This is a genomic window from Sphaerospermopsis sp. LEGE 08334, assembly GCF_015207205.1.
Taxonomy (GTDB): domain Bacteria; phylum Cyanobacteriota; class Cyanobacteriia; order Cyanobacteriales; family Nostocaceae; genus Sphaerospermopsis.
The window spans coordinates 12,865-27,112 of the sequence record NZ_JADEXH010000001.1; the positions used below are offsets into that span (position 1 = coordinate 12,865).

The 14,248-nt window shown below is 35.9% G+C and carries 18 protein-coding genes; 13 read left to right on the top strand and 5 right to left on the bottom strand.

Going from position 1 to position 14,248, the window contains the following annotated elements; translation table 11 throughout:
- Nucleotides 1–123: 123 nt before the first annotated feature.
- The 8 genes from IQ237_RS00075 (at nt 124) to IQ237_RS00110 (ending at nt 5,131) form a co-directional block, all read left to right on the top strand.
- On the top strand, nt 124–1,458 hold the full coding sequence (locus IQ237_RS00075) for a ParA family protein (RefSeq protein ID WP_194050989.1): 1,335 nt from the start codon (nt 124–126) through the stop codon (nt 1,456–1,458).
- Nucleotides 1,455–2,132 carry a Rho termination factor gene (locus tag IQ237_RS00080; protein WP_194050991.1) on the top strand — a complete coding sequence of 226 codons (678 nt, stop codon included), beginning with the start codon at nt 1,455–1,457 and terminating at the stop codon, nt 2,130–2,132. Before IQ237_RS00075 ends, IQ237_RS00080 begins: the two co-directional genes overlap by 4 nt.
- Before the next feature lie 137 nt (nt 2,133–2,269).
- Nucleotides 2,270–2,608, top strand: a complete 339-nt coding sequence (locus tag IQ237_RS00085; protein ID WP_194050993.1) for a hypothetical protein — start codon at nt 2,270–2,272, stop codon at nt 2,606–2,608.
- 336 nt (nt 2,609–2,944) lie between these two features.
- Nucleotides 2,945–3,196, top strand: coding sequence for a hypothetical protein (locus IQ237_RS00090; RefSeq protein WP_194050995.1), 252 nt, complete (start codon nt 2,945–2,947; stop codon nt 3,194–3,196).
- Complete coding sequence (locus IQ237_RS00095; protein WP_194050997.1) at nt 3,193–3,600, top strand: type II toxin-antitoxin system VapC family toxin; 408 nt, start codon at nt 3,193–3,195, stop codon at nt 3,598–3,600. The genes IQ237_RS00090 and IQ237_RS00095 overlap by 4 nt, the downstream gene beginning before the upstream one ends.
- A gap of 64 nt (nt 3,601–3,664) precedes the next feature.
- Complete coding sequence (locus IQ237_RS00100; RefSeq protein ID WP_194050999.1) at nt 3,665–4,099, top strand: Imm30 family immunity protein; 435 nt, start codon at nt 3,665–3,667, stop codon at nt 4,097–4,099.
- Between the two features lie 329 nt (nt 4,100–4,428).
- Complete coding sequence (locus IQ237_RS00105; RefSeq protein WP_194051001.1) at nt 4,429–4,722, top strand: hypothetical protein; 294 nt, start codon at nt 4,429–4,431, stop codon at nt 4,720–4,722.
- Complete coding sequence (locus IQ237_RS00110) at nt 4,712–5,131, top strand: type II toxin-antitoxin system VapC family toxin (protein WP_194051003.1); 420 nt, start codon at nt 4,712–4,714, stop codon at nt 5,129–5,131. The genes IQ237_RS00105 and IQ237_RS00110 overlap by 11 nt, the downstream gene beginning before the upstream one ends.
- Nucleotides 5,132–5,383: 252 nt before the next feature.
- On the opposite strand, the gene IQ237_RS00115 is transcribed toward IQ237_RS00110, so the two are convergent.
- Nucleotides 5,384–5,809, bottom strand: a complete 426-nt coding sequence (locus IQ237_RS00115; RefSeq protein ID WP_194051005.1) for a type II toxin-antitoxin system VapC family toxin — start codon at nt 5,807–5,809, stop codon at nt 5,384–5,386.
- Nucleotides 5,810–5,823: 14 nt separating this feature from the next.
- Complete coding sequence (locus tag IQ237_RS00120) at nt 5,824–6,177, bottom strand: hypothetical protein (protein ID WP_194051007.1); 354 nt, start codon at nt 6,175–6,177, stop codon at nt 5,824–5,826.
- 721 nt (nt 6,178–6,898) lie between these two features.
- On the opposite strand from IQ237_RS00120, the gene IQ237_RS00125 reads away from it, so the two are divergent.
- The 5 genes from IQ237_RS00125 (at nt 6,899) to IQ237_RS00145 (ending at nt 12,603) form a co-directional block, all read left to right on the top strand.
- Entirely contained in the window at nt 6,899–10,288 is a 3,390-nt protein-coding gene (locus IQ237_RS00125) for a phycobilisome rod-core linker polypeptide (protein ID WP_194051009.1), read from the top strand.
- A gap of 361 nt (nt 10,289–10,649) precedes the next feature.
- Nucleotides 10,650–11,135 (top strand): allophycocyanin subunit alpha, encoded by a 486-nt coding sequence (gene apcA, locus IQ237_RS00130; protein ID WP_194051011.1) that lies wholly within the window; start codon nt 10,650–10,652, stop codon nt 11,133–11,135.
- Nucleotides 11,136–11,203: 68 nt separating this feature from the next.
- A complete protein-coding gene (apcB, locus tag IQ237_RS00135; protein WP_015213876.1) occupies nt 11,204–11,689 on the top strand; it encodes an allophycocyanin subunit beta in 486 nt (161 codons plus the stop codon).
- 322 nt (nt 11,690–12,011) lie between these two features.
- On the top strand, nt 12,012–12,218 hold the full coding sequence (locus tag IQ237_RS00140; protein ID WP_096567343.1) for a phycobilisome linker polypeptide: 207 nt from the start codon (nt 12,012–12,014) through the stop codon (nt 12,216–12,218).
- A 136-nt stretch (nt 12,219–12,354) separates the two neighbouring features.
- On the top strand, nt 12,355–12,603 hold the full coding sequence (locus IQ237_RS00145; RefSeq protein WP_194051013.1) for a hypothetical protein: 249 nt from the start codon (nt 12,355–12,357) through the stop codon (nt 12,601–12,603).
- Here IQ237_RS00145 and IQ237_RS00150 read toward each other — a convergent pair whose 3' ends face one another.
- The 3 genes from IQ237_RS00150 to IQ237_RS00160 are packed head-to-tail and all read right to left on the bottom strand — an operon-like array spanning nt 12,604 to nt 14,143.
- Nucleotides 12,604–12,825: a type II toxin-antitoxin system HicB family antitoxin gene (locus IQ237_RS00150; RefSeq protein ID WP_187040351.1), complete on the bottom strand. Its 222-nt coding sequence runs from the start codon at nt 12,823–12,825 to the stop codon at nt 12,604–12,606.
- Entirely contained in the window at nt 12,825–13,046 is a 222-nt protein-coding gene (locus IQ237_RS00155) for a type II toxin-antitoxin system HicA family toxin (RefSeq protein WP_096567347.1), read from the bottom strand. Before IQ237_RS00155 ends, IQ237_RS00150 begins: the two co-directional genes overlap by 1 nt.
- Before the next feature lie 35 nt (nt 13,047–13,081).
- Nucleotides 13,082–14,143: a TerB family tellurite resistance protein gene (locus tag IQ237_RS00160; protein WP_194051015.1), complete on the bottom strand. Its 1,062-nt coding sequence runs from the start codon at nt 14,141–14,143 to the stop codon at nt 13,082–13,084.
- Nucleotides 14,144–14,248: the final 105 nt, after the last annotated feature.

A 14,248-nucleotide genomic window follows, 5' to 3' on the forward strand; every position in this document is an offset into this window, starting at 1 on the left:
GATCGCTCTCAAACGATCAATATATAGTTACGTTTATCAAGACACTGCAAAAATCAGTGTTTTGGTTATTGGTGGTATTCAATCATTTTCTTAGATCAAAAATTCTATTTTGGACTTTAAATCATGGATGAAAAAGCACTTAAACAAGCATTAATTAACCTTCCTGATGATTCAGCAGAGGCTATTGTGCGCGATAACTTTATGCCCCATTTTTTAAAGGCACTGGGTTTCAATGCAACTGAAATTTACCCACAGTACAGCACAGGAAAAGGAGCAGAAAAAGTTGACTATGCTTTACGTCATAATCAAGATGATAGTGACGTATTCTTACAGACTCAATCTCATCCTTATATTTTAATAGAAATAAAAGGAAAAGATTGTAATCTGAGTGAAGGGAGTAAAGACTATCACTCAACTTTTAAACAACTCAAAGGTTATTTACTTGCTGAGAATTGTAAAACTGTACAATGGGGAATCATTACTAATTCACAGCATATACAGTTATTTAGAAAGCACGGTAAAGTAATACATCCTGCTTCTCTCTGTCTAGAAATTAACGAAAATAATGTTCATGAAATTGCTAAACAAATTAGGCAAAAAATTGAACATACACCCAAAGCTTTAACGGTCGCTATTTATAATAACAAAGGTGGGGTTGGCAAAACTACTACTACGGTTAATTTAGCAGCTATTCTCACCCTTTTAGGTAAAAAAGTATTGACGGTAGATTTTGATCCAAATCAAAAAGATTTAACTACTTCTTTAAATTCTAAACCACAAAAATCTACTTTATTTTCTCTTTTGGAAGATAAAAATAATTTAGTTTCTTTTCAAGATGTTTTGCAAACATATACAGTAGAATTTAAAACTCTAAAGAAAAGTGTGAGTTTTGATATTATTCCTTGTGATCATGATTTAGGAGATAAACCAGAAAGTGAAATTATGCAATTCTTTCAAATAAATAGATTGCGTCAAGTTTTAAGCAAGGTAAAATATCATTATGACTACATATTAATTGATGCTCCTCCAAACTGGCGGTTTTTTAGTCAATGTGCTTTACTTGCATCAGATGTTGTACTAATTCCTACTAAACATAATAATCTTTTTTCTTTAGAAAATGCGGCTAAAGCTATCCGCGAGTTTATTCCAGAAATACAAAAGGTTAAAAAAGATGGTTCTCCAATTGCATTACCTATTTTTTGGAATGGAGAAAAGATCACTGATGCTGCAAAATTAACAGCACAAAAAGCTATTGATCATATTATTAGCAAAGATAAAAGTTTGTTACCCTATTTCTATCCGCGTTTTACTAATGCTAAGAAAGATCGTCATATCTTTGAAATACCAAGCTATGCGAATATAGCAAATGCAACTTTTTCTTTAATACCTGCGGTTTATAAAGACAAAACTGCTCGTGATTATTATTTAGCTTTAGCAAAGGAGTATTTTCTACAATGAAATTAGACAATATTGGAAATTTAATGTATCTGTACATGAAAGAAATTACCCCTGGTGAAAGTATAGATACACCTGATTTTTTAATCAAGTCTACAGCAAAAGCATTAAATGAATTAGGAGGACGTAACTGGATACCTGTGATAGTTAAAGAAACAGGAGAAGACGAATATCAAGTAATTGGTAATTCCTTGATTTATGCAGTTGCAGAAGCCGCAGGTTTAGAGAGAATTTGGTGTATTATTGCTGATGATAGTGAAAATACAGCAAAAATCAGTAAAATTCTTGCAGGTGAAATTTTACCAAAAATCAATTTAACCTATGCTACGAGAGATGAAATCAAAGCAGCATTAGAATATTTAATTGAAAAACCTGGAAGCAATTTAAAAGGTGTAAAATTAGCAGTTGCGACTAATAGAATAGATGAAGCACCGCGTAAATATTGGAAAAATTTAGATCCAATTACAACTTTGAGATGTGGTATCACCAAAGCAAAGTTAAAGGATTTAAAGCAGGTTTTTTATTTAACACCTGAATCATTACCAGAAGTTATTAAAGATCCGGCAATTTTGAAAACATTAACTGTAACGGAATTAAAGAATATGGCTAAAAAACGTGGTGTTGTGGGTTTTAGTAAGAAAAGTAAAGATGCTTTAGTTGAATTATTAAGTGAGTGATTTTGAGTTGACATAGAGGGGGTAAATTTTTTAAGACACAAGTTTTCTCTTGACCTAAAAAAAACGAAGTTATTAGATACTGATATCAGGTCTAATTAAAAATTCCTAGTAAACAACACAAATAAAGGACAAAACAAATGCTATTAACATTAAGTAGTGAATTTGGTGATATTACAGTAGAAACAAATAATGATGAACCAGATATCATGTCAGAATTAACTGTTAAATTAGCTGATGAAATTAACCCTGACGATATAGAAGGTAATGCTTTTATATTAGACTGTATAAAAAGTGCATTATGGGAAGAGTTATCAGAATGCTATGGACATTATGGACATCTTATAAATCCTGATGCAATATCTAATTCAGATTTAATTGCTGCTGTACTTAATTTACCATCTTTTAAAATAGTTGGTAAGATACCAGAATTAGATTATTCAAATTATGAACCATTACCAGATGACGTAGAAAGCTAAATCTACTACTAAATAGGTGTAGTTTCCTGATTTTGTCTGAATCAGGATAACCAGGATTTGAGGATGTACAGGATTGTTATTGATAGATTGTCTGTGAATATTTAATGATGATAAATTTTGATGCAGATAAAAAATATATTTCCTATAATTCAAAGAAAACCATAAATTATCAAAAACATCCTGTAAATCCTTTAATCATGGACATCCTGATTCAGACAAAATAAAACATCCTAAAAATCCTTTAATCTTGGATATACTGATATAGCTTGTGCCAGACTATCAGACATTTGAATATTATTGTGGTATAATTATAACAAAAACTAACTTACTGTATCTATGAATATTCTCCTACAAAAAGCATTTGGTGTAGTTTCACAACTACCAGAAACCGAACAAAATGAAATTGCAGAAATAATTTTTGCCAAATTAGCTGAAAAATTAGGTCAAAAATCACCTCCATCAACACTTGTAGACTTTATGCAGTTTGCTGGTATTGCTAATGCAGAAGAAAGAGTAATATTGCAAAATCTGGAACAGGAAATAACAGCACAAAGATTATTAGATTTAGAAAGAGAGATTGAATTATGAAAAAAGCCTTATTAGATACTAATATGATATCGTATTTCTTGCGAGGAGATATACAGGTTGTCAGCAAATTTCGGGAATATCAAAATTTTCATAGTTATCTGACTTTTTCTGTGCTAACTTATTATGAAATCAAAAGCGGTTTATTGTATAAAAATGCGAAAAATCTTTTACGACAATTTGAAATTCTTGCTAATAGTAGCGAAATTTTACCTCTTGATGTCAATACCGCAAACTTTGCCAGTATTATTTATCAAGATTTACGTCAAAGAGGTTTATTAATTACCCCTATTGATTTACTAATTGCTGCTTCTTCTATTCAATATCAATGTGTTTTAATTACTGCTAATGTTAAACATTTCCAAAACATCCCTAATTTACAATATGATAATTGGTGTATTATCTGAATTAGGACACCTTTGGGGAATTAAAAATTAAAAATTAAGAATTAAAAACCATTGATGATAAACTATGAATCAAAACAATTTACTAGAAATATTAAAAAATAACCGCTTGATGCAAACAGAAGCACAAATTACAAATTTTGAAAATACTTTAATTTACATAGCTGAAAATCCTAATGAAAATGATTTATCTGCCTATCATCTGATTTTAGATGATCAATGTCAACAACCCGAAGTGATGTTTAGCTTAATTCATTTTCTGGAATCTTTTGATATGGAAAAACAAATTACAGCATTTATTGAAGTTGTTCCTCAATTAATGATAACTGCACCTGAATGGACAAGAATTATTCACAACCGGATTTTAAATGATGAATTAGCTTGTCAAGTTTATCAAAACCTATTACATTCAGCTAATTTAAACACTCCTCATTTTCTCTATCATCTTTTAGAGGAAAGTATTATCAATAAATTGCAAGTGCGAGAAAGTGTATTAACGTGATTGTCTCAATCAGGATAACCAGGATTTGAGGATGTACAGGATTGTTATTTGTAGATTTTCTGTGAATAATAAAAATATATTCTCTTGTCTGAATCAGGATAACCAGGATTTGAGGATTTACAGGATTGTAATTTTTAGATTGTCTGTGAAGATTGAATAATTATAAATTCTGATTCAGATAAAAAATATATATTTCCTATCATTCAAAGAAAACCATAAATGGTCAAAAACATCCTGAAAATCCTTTAATCCTGGACATCCTGATTCAGACAAAATAAAAAAATTATGATAACATATTTAATTAAGTAAACTTAAAACAATCTCCAATTATGCAAGTAACCATTAACTTACCAGATCAATTCACAAGTAAAGTGATTAATAAATGGGATAACTTACCACAAAAAATCCTCAATAATCTTGTAATGGAAGCATTTAAAGAAAGATTAATTGATTTTAATGAACTAAAAGATTTACTAACTTTTAATTCTGACACTGAACTCAAAGCATTTTTAATCCAAAATAATATTCTCCATTCCGCAGGTTTACTTAACTTATATGGTGCTTGTGCTGATATTGAATTTGCAACAGATGATGATTTAATCGGGGTTAATGATGAACAATAAATCCTTAATTTATTTACTAGATACAAATGTTTGTATCATGTATCTCAAGGGTAAATCTCCTAGTATTAATCATCATCTTGATAATTTAGAACCGGAAAAAATAGCAGTTTGTTCTGTAGTCAAAGCTGAATTATTTTATGGTTCTAAGCGTAGTAATAATCCTCAAAAAGCTGTTGCTGTACAAAAGATGTTTATAGAACAGTTTGTTTCTTTACCTTTTGATGATGAATGTGCAGAAATGTATGGCAATATTCGCGCTGATTTAGCAAATTATGGAACTCCTATTAGTTCCAATGATATACAAATTGCTGCTATTGCTTTGGTGAATAATTTAATTTTAGTGACTCATAATGTTAGAGAGTTTAGCAGAGTTAAAGATTTAGAAATTGAAGATTGGGAAGTTGTTTGATAGCGTAGCGTGGCGTAAGCCATATCAGGATAACCAGGATTTGAGGATGTACAGGATTGTTATTTGTAGATTGTCTGTGAAGATTGAATAATTATAAATTTTGATTCAGATAAAAAAATATATTCTCTATCATTCACAGAAAACCATAAATGATCAAAAACATCCTGTTAATCCTTTAATCCTGGACATCCTGATTCAGACAAATATCATCCTGAAAATCATTTAATCCGGGAAATCCTGATTCAGACATTATTAACCAATACTCCAATCTTCTAAACGCAAATTTGGAACTTTTTCAAAATCCTTCCAATTACGAGTTACCAAAACCCCATTAACTGATAAAGTAATTGCAGCAATACGTAAATCTTGAGTACCAACGCGGATTTTTTGCTTAACTAATTCAGTGTAAATATTACCCGCAGCTTCGGTAAATTGTAGGACATTTAGACTATTTATGTCTTCTAATGTATCCTCTAACCTAGCATAAGCTAAAACTAATTCATTCGCTGATTCGCACCTGTTAATAATATTCATTCTTCCCCGTAGTTGTTCTGTAGCGGTGATAATAGTTATGGCAATATCTTCAGGATTAAACCTAGTTAATCGCTGTCTAATCAGTGAATTGCCTCTCTGTAATAAAGATAGATGATCTGTATCTAATATTCTTAAATCTTCCACTTATTTATTAACCTTTATTCATTAATTGCATCTAGTTCACGACGATATTCTTCTATATATTCCAGCATTTGATCGAATTGCGGATCATCTTTATATTTACCCGCTATTTTTAACCAAGGATTTTCTGTTTTTGGTGCGGCAATTTCTAAAGTCACAATCTTAGCATTTCCTAAACGTGCTTGCAGAATTTTATCTAATGCTTCTATTGCTTCTGTTTCTGTATTTCCTATCCCTTGACATTCTGGTAAACTTAATAATGTCGCTTTCACTGTTCCATCTGCTTGATTTTCAATCAATAAGTCATAAGTTGATTTAGGTGCAATTTTCAGTGAAGATTGAAACGCAGATTGTTTAATATCTAAAATCATAAGTGTTTCACGTTTTTGTTAGTAAGCTAATTATAGCATTAATCACATAAAATATACACTTATTTTCGGTATTATTTTTGTGATTCAGACAAATAAAACATCCTGTAAATCCTTACATCCTGGATATCCTGGTTCAGACAAATAAAACATCCTGAAAATCCTTTAATCCTGGACATCCTGATTCAGACAAATAAAACATCCTGAAAATCCTGATTCTGACAAAAAATATCATCCTGTAAATAATTACATCCTACCTATCAAACCAATTGATACTTTCTATTATTTGATGGGCATATTTAGACATATCATACAAACAATAGTCATACATTAACCTGAGTATTTACATTTAAATTAATCCATACACATAAAAAATAATTTATATTTACTTACAAATCACCAAAATATTAAAAAATTATAAAATAAAAAGAAATCAGCTACAAAATATGCTGAAAGCGAATGTAACATAAACATACAAAACTTCAACATTTCCCAGCCTGTCTAGAGTAGGTACTTATGCCAATAGGCAGATTTAGATTACAGAATTGACATACTTCTTAATAAATTAGCAGCGTTACCGCAAAACGTTCTAATCTAAAAACTGAACTGGGTTAATTTACTGGCAGTTTGACTGGCGTACTATACATAAATACACCAATATGTCAAGCCAAAAATCAACTCAGACTTAACACATAAACTTATTTATAGGAGTTTAAGAAATCCGATGAGTGTTAAGGCAAGTGGTGGAAGTTCAGTTGCACGTCCGCAACTATATCAAACCTTACCTGTAGCGACCATTTCCCAAGCAGAACAACAAGATCGCTTTTTGGGAAAAGGTGAACTAACTGAACTAGGAAGCTATTTTGCTTCTGGTGCAAAACGTTTAGAAATCGCGCAGATCCTCACCGAAAATTCTGAGATCATTGTTTCTCGTGCGGCTAACCGGATCTTCGTTGGTGGTTCACCAATGGCTTTCTTAGAAAAGCCCCAAGAACCGGAAATGGCAATGGTGGGCGCTGGTGCTAATGTCCAAGAAGGCATGAAACTAGGAACAGTCACCTACGTTGAAAGTCGTGGTGGCTTCTTTGAAAACCTCCGTTCCATCTTCAACACTTCCGCAGGTGGTCCCACACCTCCTGGTTTTAGACCCATTAACGTTGCTCGTTATGGTCCTGGCAATATGTCCAAGAGCTTACGGGACTTGTCCTGGTTCTTGCGCTATGCTACCTATGCCATTGTTGCGGGTGATCCTAATATCATCTCTGTAAACACCAGAGGTTTGCGGGAAATCATTGAAAACGCTTGTTCTGGTGAAGCTACCATTGTAGCTTTACAAGAAATTAAAATTGCTTCCTTGTCATTCTTCCGCAAAGATCCTGAAGCAACAGAAATCGTGACTCAGTACATGGATGTGTTGCTGACTGAGTTCAAAGCACCTACACCATCTACAAAAGTTCGTCAACGTCCTTCCGGCGATCAACAAGGTTTACAACTACCTCAAATTTACTTCAACGCCGCAGAACGCCGTCCCAAGTACGCTATGAAGCCTGGTTTGTCTTCTAGCGAAAAAACTGAAGTAGTCAAAGCTGCTTACCGCCAAGTATTTGAGCGCGATATTACCCGTGCTTACAGCTTATCGATCTCTGACTTAGAATCAAAAGTTAAAAATGGCGATATCTCCATGAAGGAGTTTGTTCGTCGTTTAGCTAAATCTCCCCTTTACCAAAAACAGTTTTACCAGCCTTTTATTAACAGCCGGGTAATAGAACTTGCTTTCCGTCACATTTTGGGACGTGGACCAAGCAGCCGGGAAGAAGTGCAAAAATACTTTGCAATTATTTCTAACGGTGGTTTACCCGCTTTAGTGGATGCTTTGGTAGACTCCAAAGAATACGCAGATTACTTTGGTGAAGAAACCGTTCCCTACATCCGGGGGCTGGGTCAAGAAGCTCAAGAGTGTCGCAACTGGGGACCACAGCAAGACCTGTTTAAATACAGTGCGCCTTTCCGCAAAGTTCCCCAATTCATTACCACCTTTGCTGCTTACGAACAACCATTACCCGATCAACATCCCTACGGTTCTGGTAATGATCCGTTAGAAATTCAATTTGGCGCGATTTTCCCGAAAGAAACCCGCAACCCCAGCAGCAGTCCTGCACCTTTCGGTAAAGATACCCGTCGGATCTTGATTCACCAAGGACCTGGTATCAATAATCAACTCAGTAAACCCGGTGCGCGTGGTGTTGCTCCTGGTACTTTGGGCGCGAAAGTGTTCAAATTAGACCAGTTACCCGGTACTATGAGCAGAAATGCTGGTAAGGGTACAAGTGTCAAATTCTCTGAAAGCTCTACCCAAGCGGTAATCAAAGCTTGTTACCTGCAAGTATTCGGTCGTGATGTTTACGAAGGTCAACGCCTGAAAGTTGCGGAAATCAAACTGGAAAACGGCGAAATCACCGTCCGCGAGTTTGTGCGGATGTTGGCGAAGTCTGATTTATTCCGCAAAATGTACTGGACTTCCTTGTATGTTTGTAAAGCGATTGAATACATTCACCGTCGCTTGTTAGGTCGTCCTACCTATGGTCGTCAAGAAAACAACAAGTATTTTGATATTGCTTCTAAGAAAGGCTTTTATGCTGTTGTTGATGCCATCCTTGACACTGTAGAGTACAGTGAAGCTTTCGGTGAAGATACCGTTCCTTATGAGCGTTATTTAACACCTGCTGGTGTATCCTTGCGTCAACTGCGTGTGGGAACTATCCGCGAAGATATCAACAAAGTTGAGAAGGAAGAAACTCCTCGCTTTGTGGAGTTGGGTGAAGTTAAGGAAATGCGGACCCAACCAGATATTGATTTCCGCATTAACCAAGGTGTTACTAAGCAGCGTGAGCAAACCAAGGTCTTCAAACTGATCGCTGGTATTGGTGATAAGGTTGCGGTAAAAACTTTGATTGGTGCTGCTTACCGTCAAATTTTCGAGCGTGATATTGCTCCTTATGTTGCTGGTAACGAGTTTACTGATTTAGAAAGTAAGCTGAGTAACGGAGAAATCACTGTTAAGGAATTTATTGAAGGTTTGGGTTACTCTAACTTGTACCTGAAGGAGTTCTATACACCTTATCCCAACACGAAAGTGATTGAGATGGGTACTAAGCATTTCTTAGGCCGTGCGCCAATGGATCAGGCAGAAATCCGTAAGTATAACCAAATTTTGGCTACTCAAGGTATTAAAGCCTTTATCGGTGCAATGGTGAATAGTGCTGAGTATATTCAAGCTTTTGGTGAAGATACTGTTCCTTACCGTCGCTTCCCAACTTTACCTGCGGCTAACTTCCCGAATACCGAGAAGCTTTACAACCAGCTAACCAAGCAAAATGATGATTTGGTTGTACCTAGCTTTGAAACAGTGAAGCCCCGGATTAAGACTGAGAATACGCCAATGTTAGCGAATGCGATCGCAGATTTGGCGGCTCAAGCTAGACAAATGGACAAGACCAAACCCTTGTTCATCGAGTTAGGTCGTTCTTTTAACGATGGTCGTGGTCAGTCGGTAGAAGTTGGTGTTGGTACAAGTCGCCGCAAACCTGCCCGTATTTTCCGCGCTACCACTGGTACAAATTCAACTGAAACCAATCAGGTAATTAACGCTATCTATGTTCAGGTGATGGACGTATTTAGTGGTCAAATTCCTGAGTATTTCCGTCGCAGTGATTTAGATAGCAAACTGCGTAACGGGGAAATTACCGTGCGTGAGTTTGTCCTAGAGTTGGCAAGTTCAGAAATTTACCGCAAGCGTTTCTACACACCCTATCCCAACACCAAAGTGATTGAATTTTTATTCCGTCACATTTTGGGACGCGCACCCGCAACTCAAGGCGAAATCCGTCAATATAACAAAATATTGGCTGATAGCGGTTTAAGGGCGGCTGTTGAAAGTATGGTGAATAGCCCAGAATACGCTCGTTACTTCGGTGAAGATGTTGTACCTTACAACCGCTTCCCATCTTTACCTGCGGGTAACTACTTGGGTAGCGTGAAAGCTGAAGCTGACCTCGTAAAACAATCTTGGTCTAGCTTGTCTCCTTCTGTTTTAACCGGTCGCGGTGGTAGATAGGTGACAGGTGACAGGTGACAGGTGACAGGTGACAGTGAAGAAAGCAGGGGTGCAGGGGGGAGAGAATATTAACTTTTGCCTTTTGCCTCTTGCCTCTTGCCTCTTGCCTTCTGTTCCCTGTTCCCTGTTCCCTCAAAATGAGCATTTCTGAAAGAAAATATTACAAAGTATTAAGAGCAGTAATAAATGCTCAACATAATGCCGGAGAATATTTTGCGGAAGGATAATTAAATTTTTCAACTTATGTACTTTTGTTGAGTAAATGTGACTCACTTTGTACTAAGATGCAAAACAGTTATCAATCAAATCAAAGTCTTACCAGTTTAAAAACTGGTGTCATTAGTTTTGGAGGAATCCATTAATGAGTATCGTCACGAAGTCCATCGTGAATGCTGATGCAGAAGCTCGCTACCTCAGCCCTGGTGAATTAGATCGCATTAAGAGCTTCGTTTCTGGTGGCGCACAACGTCTCCGCATCGCTCAAGTATTGACCGACAACCGCGAGCGCATCGTTAAGCAAGCTGGCGACCAATTGTTCCAAAAGCGTCCTGATGTTGTTTCTCCCGGTGGTAACGCTTACGGTAAAGAAATGACAGCTACCTGTCTTCGTGACTTAGACTACTACTTGCGTCTTGTAACCTACGGAATCGTTTCTGGCGATGTCACCCCCATCGAAGAAATCGGTATCGTTGGTGTACGTGAAATGTACAAGTCCTTGGGTACTCCCATTGACGCTGTTGCTGGTGGCGTTGCTGCTATGAAAGCTGTTGCTTCTACCTTGTTGTCTGCTGAAGACTCAGCTGAAGCTGGCGCTTACTTCGACTACGTTGTTGGTGCAATGTCATAGGTTACAGCTAATTAACTGCTGAAACTGAAAACTGTTGCAATCAATCTGGAAATAAGGAAATAACAACAATGCAAGACGCAATTACCTCTGTAATTAATTCCTCTGACGTTCAAGGTAAATACCTTGATACCGCTGCTTTAGAAAAGCTCAAAGGTTACTTCGCTACTGGTGAACTGCGCGTTCGTGCAGCTACAACCATCAGTGCTAACGCTGCTGCGATCGTTAAAGAAGCTGTAGCTAAATCCTTGTTGTACTCTGACATCACCCGTCCCGGTGGTAATATGTACACCACTCGTCGTTACGCAGCTTGTATCCGTGACTTGGATTACTACTTGCGTTATTCCACCTACGCTATGTTGGCTGGAGATCCTTCCATCCTCGACGAGCGTGTATTAAACGGTTTGAAAGAAACCTACAACTCCTTGGGTGTACCCGTAGGCGCTACCGTTCAAGCTATCCAAGCTATGAAAGAAGTAACTGCAAGCTTGGTTGGTCCTGACGCTGGTAAAGAAATGGGCGTTTACTTCGACTATATCTCCTCTGGCTTGAGCTAGGAGTTAGCTTTGCACTTATAATTTAGGTGCGGCTTGATTAAGGTCTGGAAATCAACCATGAGTTCTAGGTCGTTCTATTGCTTACTAAACATGAGTATTAGCGGTCTAGTGTTGATGTTTGATTTCCAGGCTTTGAAATGTAAGGAGTCAGGAGTCAGGAGTCAGAATAATATTTAATTTATTTATTTATTTTGGCTTGGTAGATGGAGATTTGACAACTGACGGCTAAATCATTTCAATCCTTACAGATAAATTAAAGAGTTGTACTCAAGATTTTTGAGATAAAAAAGTTTTTCCAGACAAACACGGAGTTTAGAAAAAAATGGCTCGTTTATTTAAAGTAACTGCTTGTGTTCCCAGCTTAACTCGCACCCGCACCCAACGCGAATTACAAAATACTTACTTCACTAAGTTAGTTCCTTATGAAAACTGGTTCCGTGAACAACAACGGATTCAAAAAATGGGCGGTAAGATTGTTAAGGTAGAATTAGCAACTGGTAAGCAAGGTACAAATACTGGTTTGGCTTAATTTCTATACATACATCAGAGATTATTTTGGTAGATTTTTTAGGGGTCAGTGATGGCCTCTTTTTTTATTGATAGCAGGGAATAGGGATGTCTGAATCAGGATGTCCAGGATTAAAGGATGAACAGGATGAAAATTTATGAGAACTATTGAGCTTTCCCAATCTACATTAACAATATCTGAATTATTAGAATTAGCGGAAAATGATACTGTAATTATTAAGAAAGCTGATGGGAGAGAGTTTGTTTTGTGTGTGGTTGATGATTTTGCTGCTGAAGTTAAAGCACTGCAAGAAAATCAGGAATTTATGGACTTTTTAGCCCGACGTTCTCAATCTGATCAACGAGTATCTTTAGAGGAAGCGCGTAAACGTTTGGGTATTTGGTAATTAAGATGCAATTTGCAATGTGTTAGGTTCAGGGATAGATTCACCTTCTGCTTCCCAAGCTTCTAGGTACATTTCGATTACTTCTTCTCCATTTTTAATTGCTTCTTCACGAGTTTTTCCGTGGGTGCAAGGCATGATCACAAGATGGCTAAATTCGGGAATTGTAACTAGGAAAAGTTGGTCTTCCTTTGACCATTGAATAATCATACTGTATTGACTCATTAATTTTGCTCCTCTCCTAATTCTTCCAGTTCAGTTAATAACTTTGCTAATTGCTTTTCTAGATAAAGTGGAACATCATCTCCATCTTTACCTGGAATTGTTAATGTTTTCCTCAGTAAAGGATGTTTCCATCTCTCATGACTGCCTTTCCCACGCTTTGGTAGATACACAAACCCTTTACGTGCAATCTCGGCTTTTAGTTCCCGAATTTTTCTGGGCATTTATGCTGGATATTGATTTATTCTTGGTCTGAACTTTAATAAGCTAACATCATTTCTGCAATATCTACCTCAGAAAATCCCATTAATTTTCCCACTTGTTTAATGTACATTTTTTCCGTTATGTGAAAATCTCCATCACGCTTTGCAAGTGCGATCAAATCAATTAATAACCCTAAAGCATCATCGGGATATTTAGCTATTATTGAATAATCTACTTCTATTCTCTGGGCAGATAATAAATTTTTGATTTCCTGAATTTCTGCTGATGTTAAATTAGCATTGGTAATAATCGTCTTGAGATATTCTTTTTCTTCAGGTTCAATACTACCATCAACTTTCATTAAATTAATCAGGGTTTTAATCTTTAATAATTCTAGTCTTTCTCCTGTTATCTTATTTTCTTCTATGTCAGATGTAGGAAGAAGATTATCAGTATATTCAATGCTAGATTCACTTAATGATGGAGTCTCATCTAATATCTCAATTTCTTTTTCAAATATTTGAATAGACTTATTACCTACTTGTTTAGTTGAATAGGCAGACCATAAACCCATAGCAGTAGCACCAACTCCAGGTAGTAAAGATTGACTAACAATTGATTTCCCTGCCCTGCTGACTACATTTCCTGTCAATTGATGAACTATACGTTTAAATATGGACGGGGTTAATTTTTTAGTGATAATTGTACTAGCTTGGATAACAATAACTCTATTTGCTCCCGTACCCAATGAAGAAATTAAGACACCTGCTAATAGTTCCTTGTTTAAATATTGCTGCTTATCATAAGCTACACCCACATCATAAATCATGGCAATTTGGTTTCGCATTACTGTGATAATTTCTGGAGCAACTGCTAACATTGCCAATGGACCTGATACTAAATTAGCGGCTGCTGATATCCCTCCATTGCGTTTTGCATAGCCATTAACAATTAAATTAGCTGACTCTATGGAAGGTCTTTGATCTTGATAAGGATTTTTAGCAAAATAATTACTTCTATCTTGTGCAACCATATCAAAAGAAGTGATGATTTTTTCACCAATTTGGTTTTGTAGTTCTTGAATAATTTTATTACTTGTATTTTGTTGGTTGATCATAAAAACTTTTCCCGCTTGTATCTTACCTACTTATTTATTCAGTATAATTTTACTCGGTCGCAATATTGAATAGTAGCAAATTTACAAAAGTTTACGTATTACATC

What these genes read in the sequence shown, in the direction of transcription:
- IQ237_RS00075 (WP_194050989.1), top strand. Translation starts at nt 124, where the DNA reads ATGGATGAAAAAGCACTTAAACAAGCATTAATTAACCTTCCTGATGAT.
- IQ237_RS00080 (WP_194050991.1), top strand. Translation starts at nt 1,455, where the DNA reads ATGAAATTAGACAATATTGGAAATTTAATGTATCTGTACATGAAAGAA.
- IQ237_RS00085 (WP_194050993.1), top strand. Translation starts at nt 2,270, where the DNA reads ATGCTATTAACATTAAGTAGTGAATTTGGTGATATTACAGTAGAAACA.
- IQ237_RS00090 (WP_194050995.1), top strand. Translation starts at nt 2,945, where the DNA reads ATGAATATTCTCCTACAAAAAGCATTTGGTGTAGTTTCACAACTACCA.
- IQ237_RS00095 (WP_194050997.1), top strand. Translation starts at nt 3,193, where the DNA reads ATGAAAAAAGCCTTATTAGATACTAATATGATATCGTATTTCTTGCGA.
- IQ237_RS00100 (WP_194050999.1), top strand. Translation starts at nt 3,665, where the DNA reads ATGAATCAAAACAATTTACTAGAAATATTAAAAAATAACCGCTTGATG.
- IQ237_RS00105 (WP_194051001.1), top strand. Translation starts at nt 4,429, where the DNA reads ATGCAAGTAACCATTAACTTACCAGATCAATTCACAAGTAAAGTGATT.
- IQ237_RS00110 (WP_194051003.1), top strand. Translation starts at nt 4,712, where the DNA reads ATGAACAATAAATCCTTAATTTATTTACTAGATACAAATGTTTGTATC.
- IQ237_RS00120 (WP_194051007.1), bottom strand. Translation starts at nt 6,177, where the DNA reads ATGATTTTAGATATTAAACAATCTGCGTTTCAATCTTCACTGAAAATT.
- IQ237_RS00125 (WP_194051009.1), top strand. Translation starts at nt 6,899, where the DNA reads ATGAGTGTTAAGGCAAGTGGTGGAAGTTCAGTTGCACGTCCGCAACTA.
- apcA (WP_194051011.1), top strand. Translation starts at nt 10,650, where the DNA reads ATGAGTATCGTCACGAAGTCCATCGTGAATGCTGATGCAGAAGCTCGC.
- apcB (WP_015213876.1), top strand. Translation starts at nt 11,204, where the DNA reads ATGCAAGACGCAATTACCTCTGTAATTAATTCCTCTGACGTTCAAGGT.
- IQ237_RS00140 (WP_096567343.1), top strand. Translation starts at nt 12,012, where the DNA reads ATGGCTCGTTTATTTAAAGTAACTGCTTGTGTTCCCAGCTTAACTCGC.
- IQ237_RS00145 (WP_194051013.1), top strand. Translation starts at nt 12,355, where the DNA reads ATGAGAACTATTGAGCTTTCCCAATCTACATTAACAATATCTGAATTA.
- IQ237_RS00150 (WP_187040351.1), bottom strand. Translation starts at nt 12,825, where the DNA reads ATGAGTCAATACAGTATGATTATTCAATGGTCAAAGGAAGACCAACTT.
- IQ237_RS00155 (WP_096567347.1), bottom strand. Translation starts at nt 13,046, where the DNA reads ATGCCCAGAAAAATTCGGGAACTAAAAGCCGAGATTGCACGTAAAGGG.
- IQ237_RS00160 (WP_194051015.1), bottom strand. Translation starts at nt 14,143, where the DNA reads ATGATCAACCAACAAAATACAAGTAATAAAATTATTCAAGAACTACAA.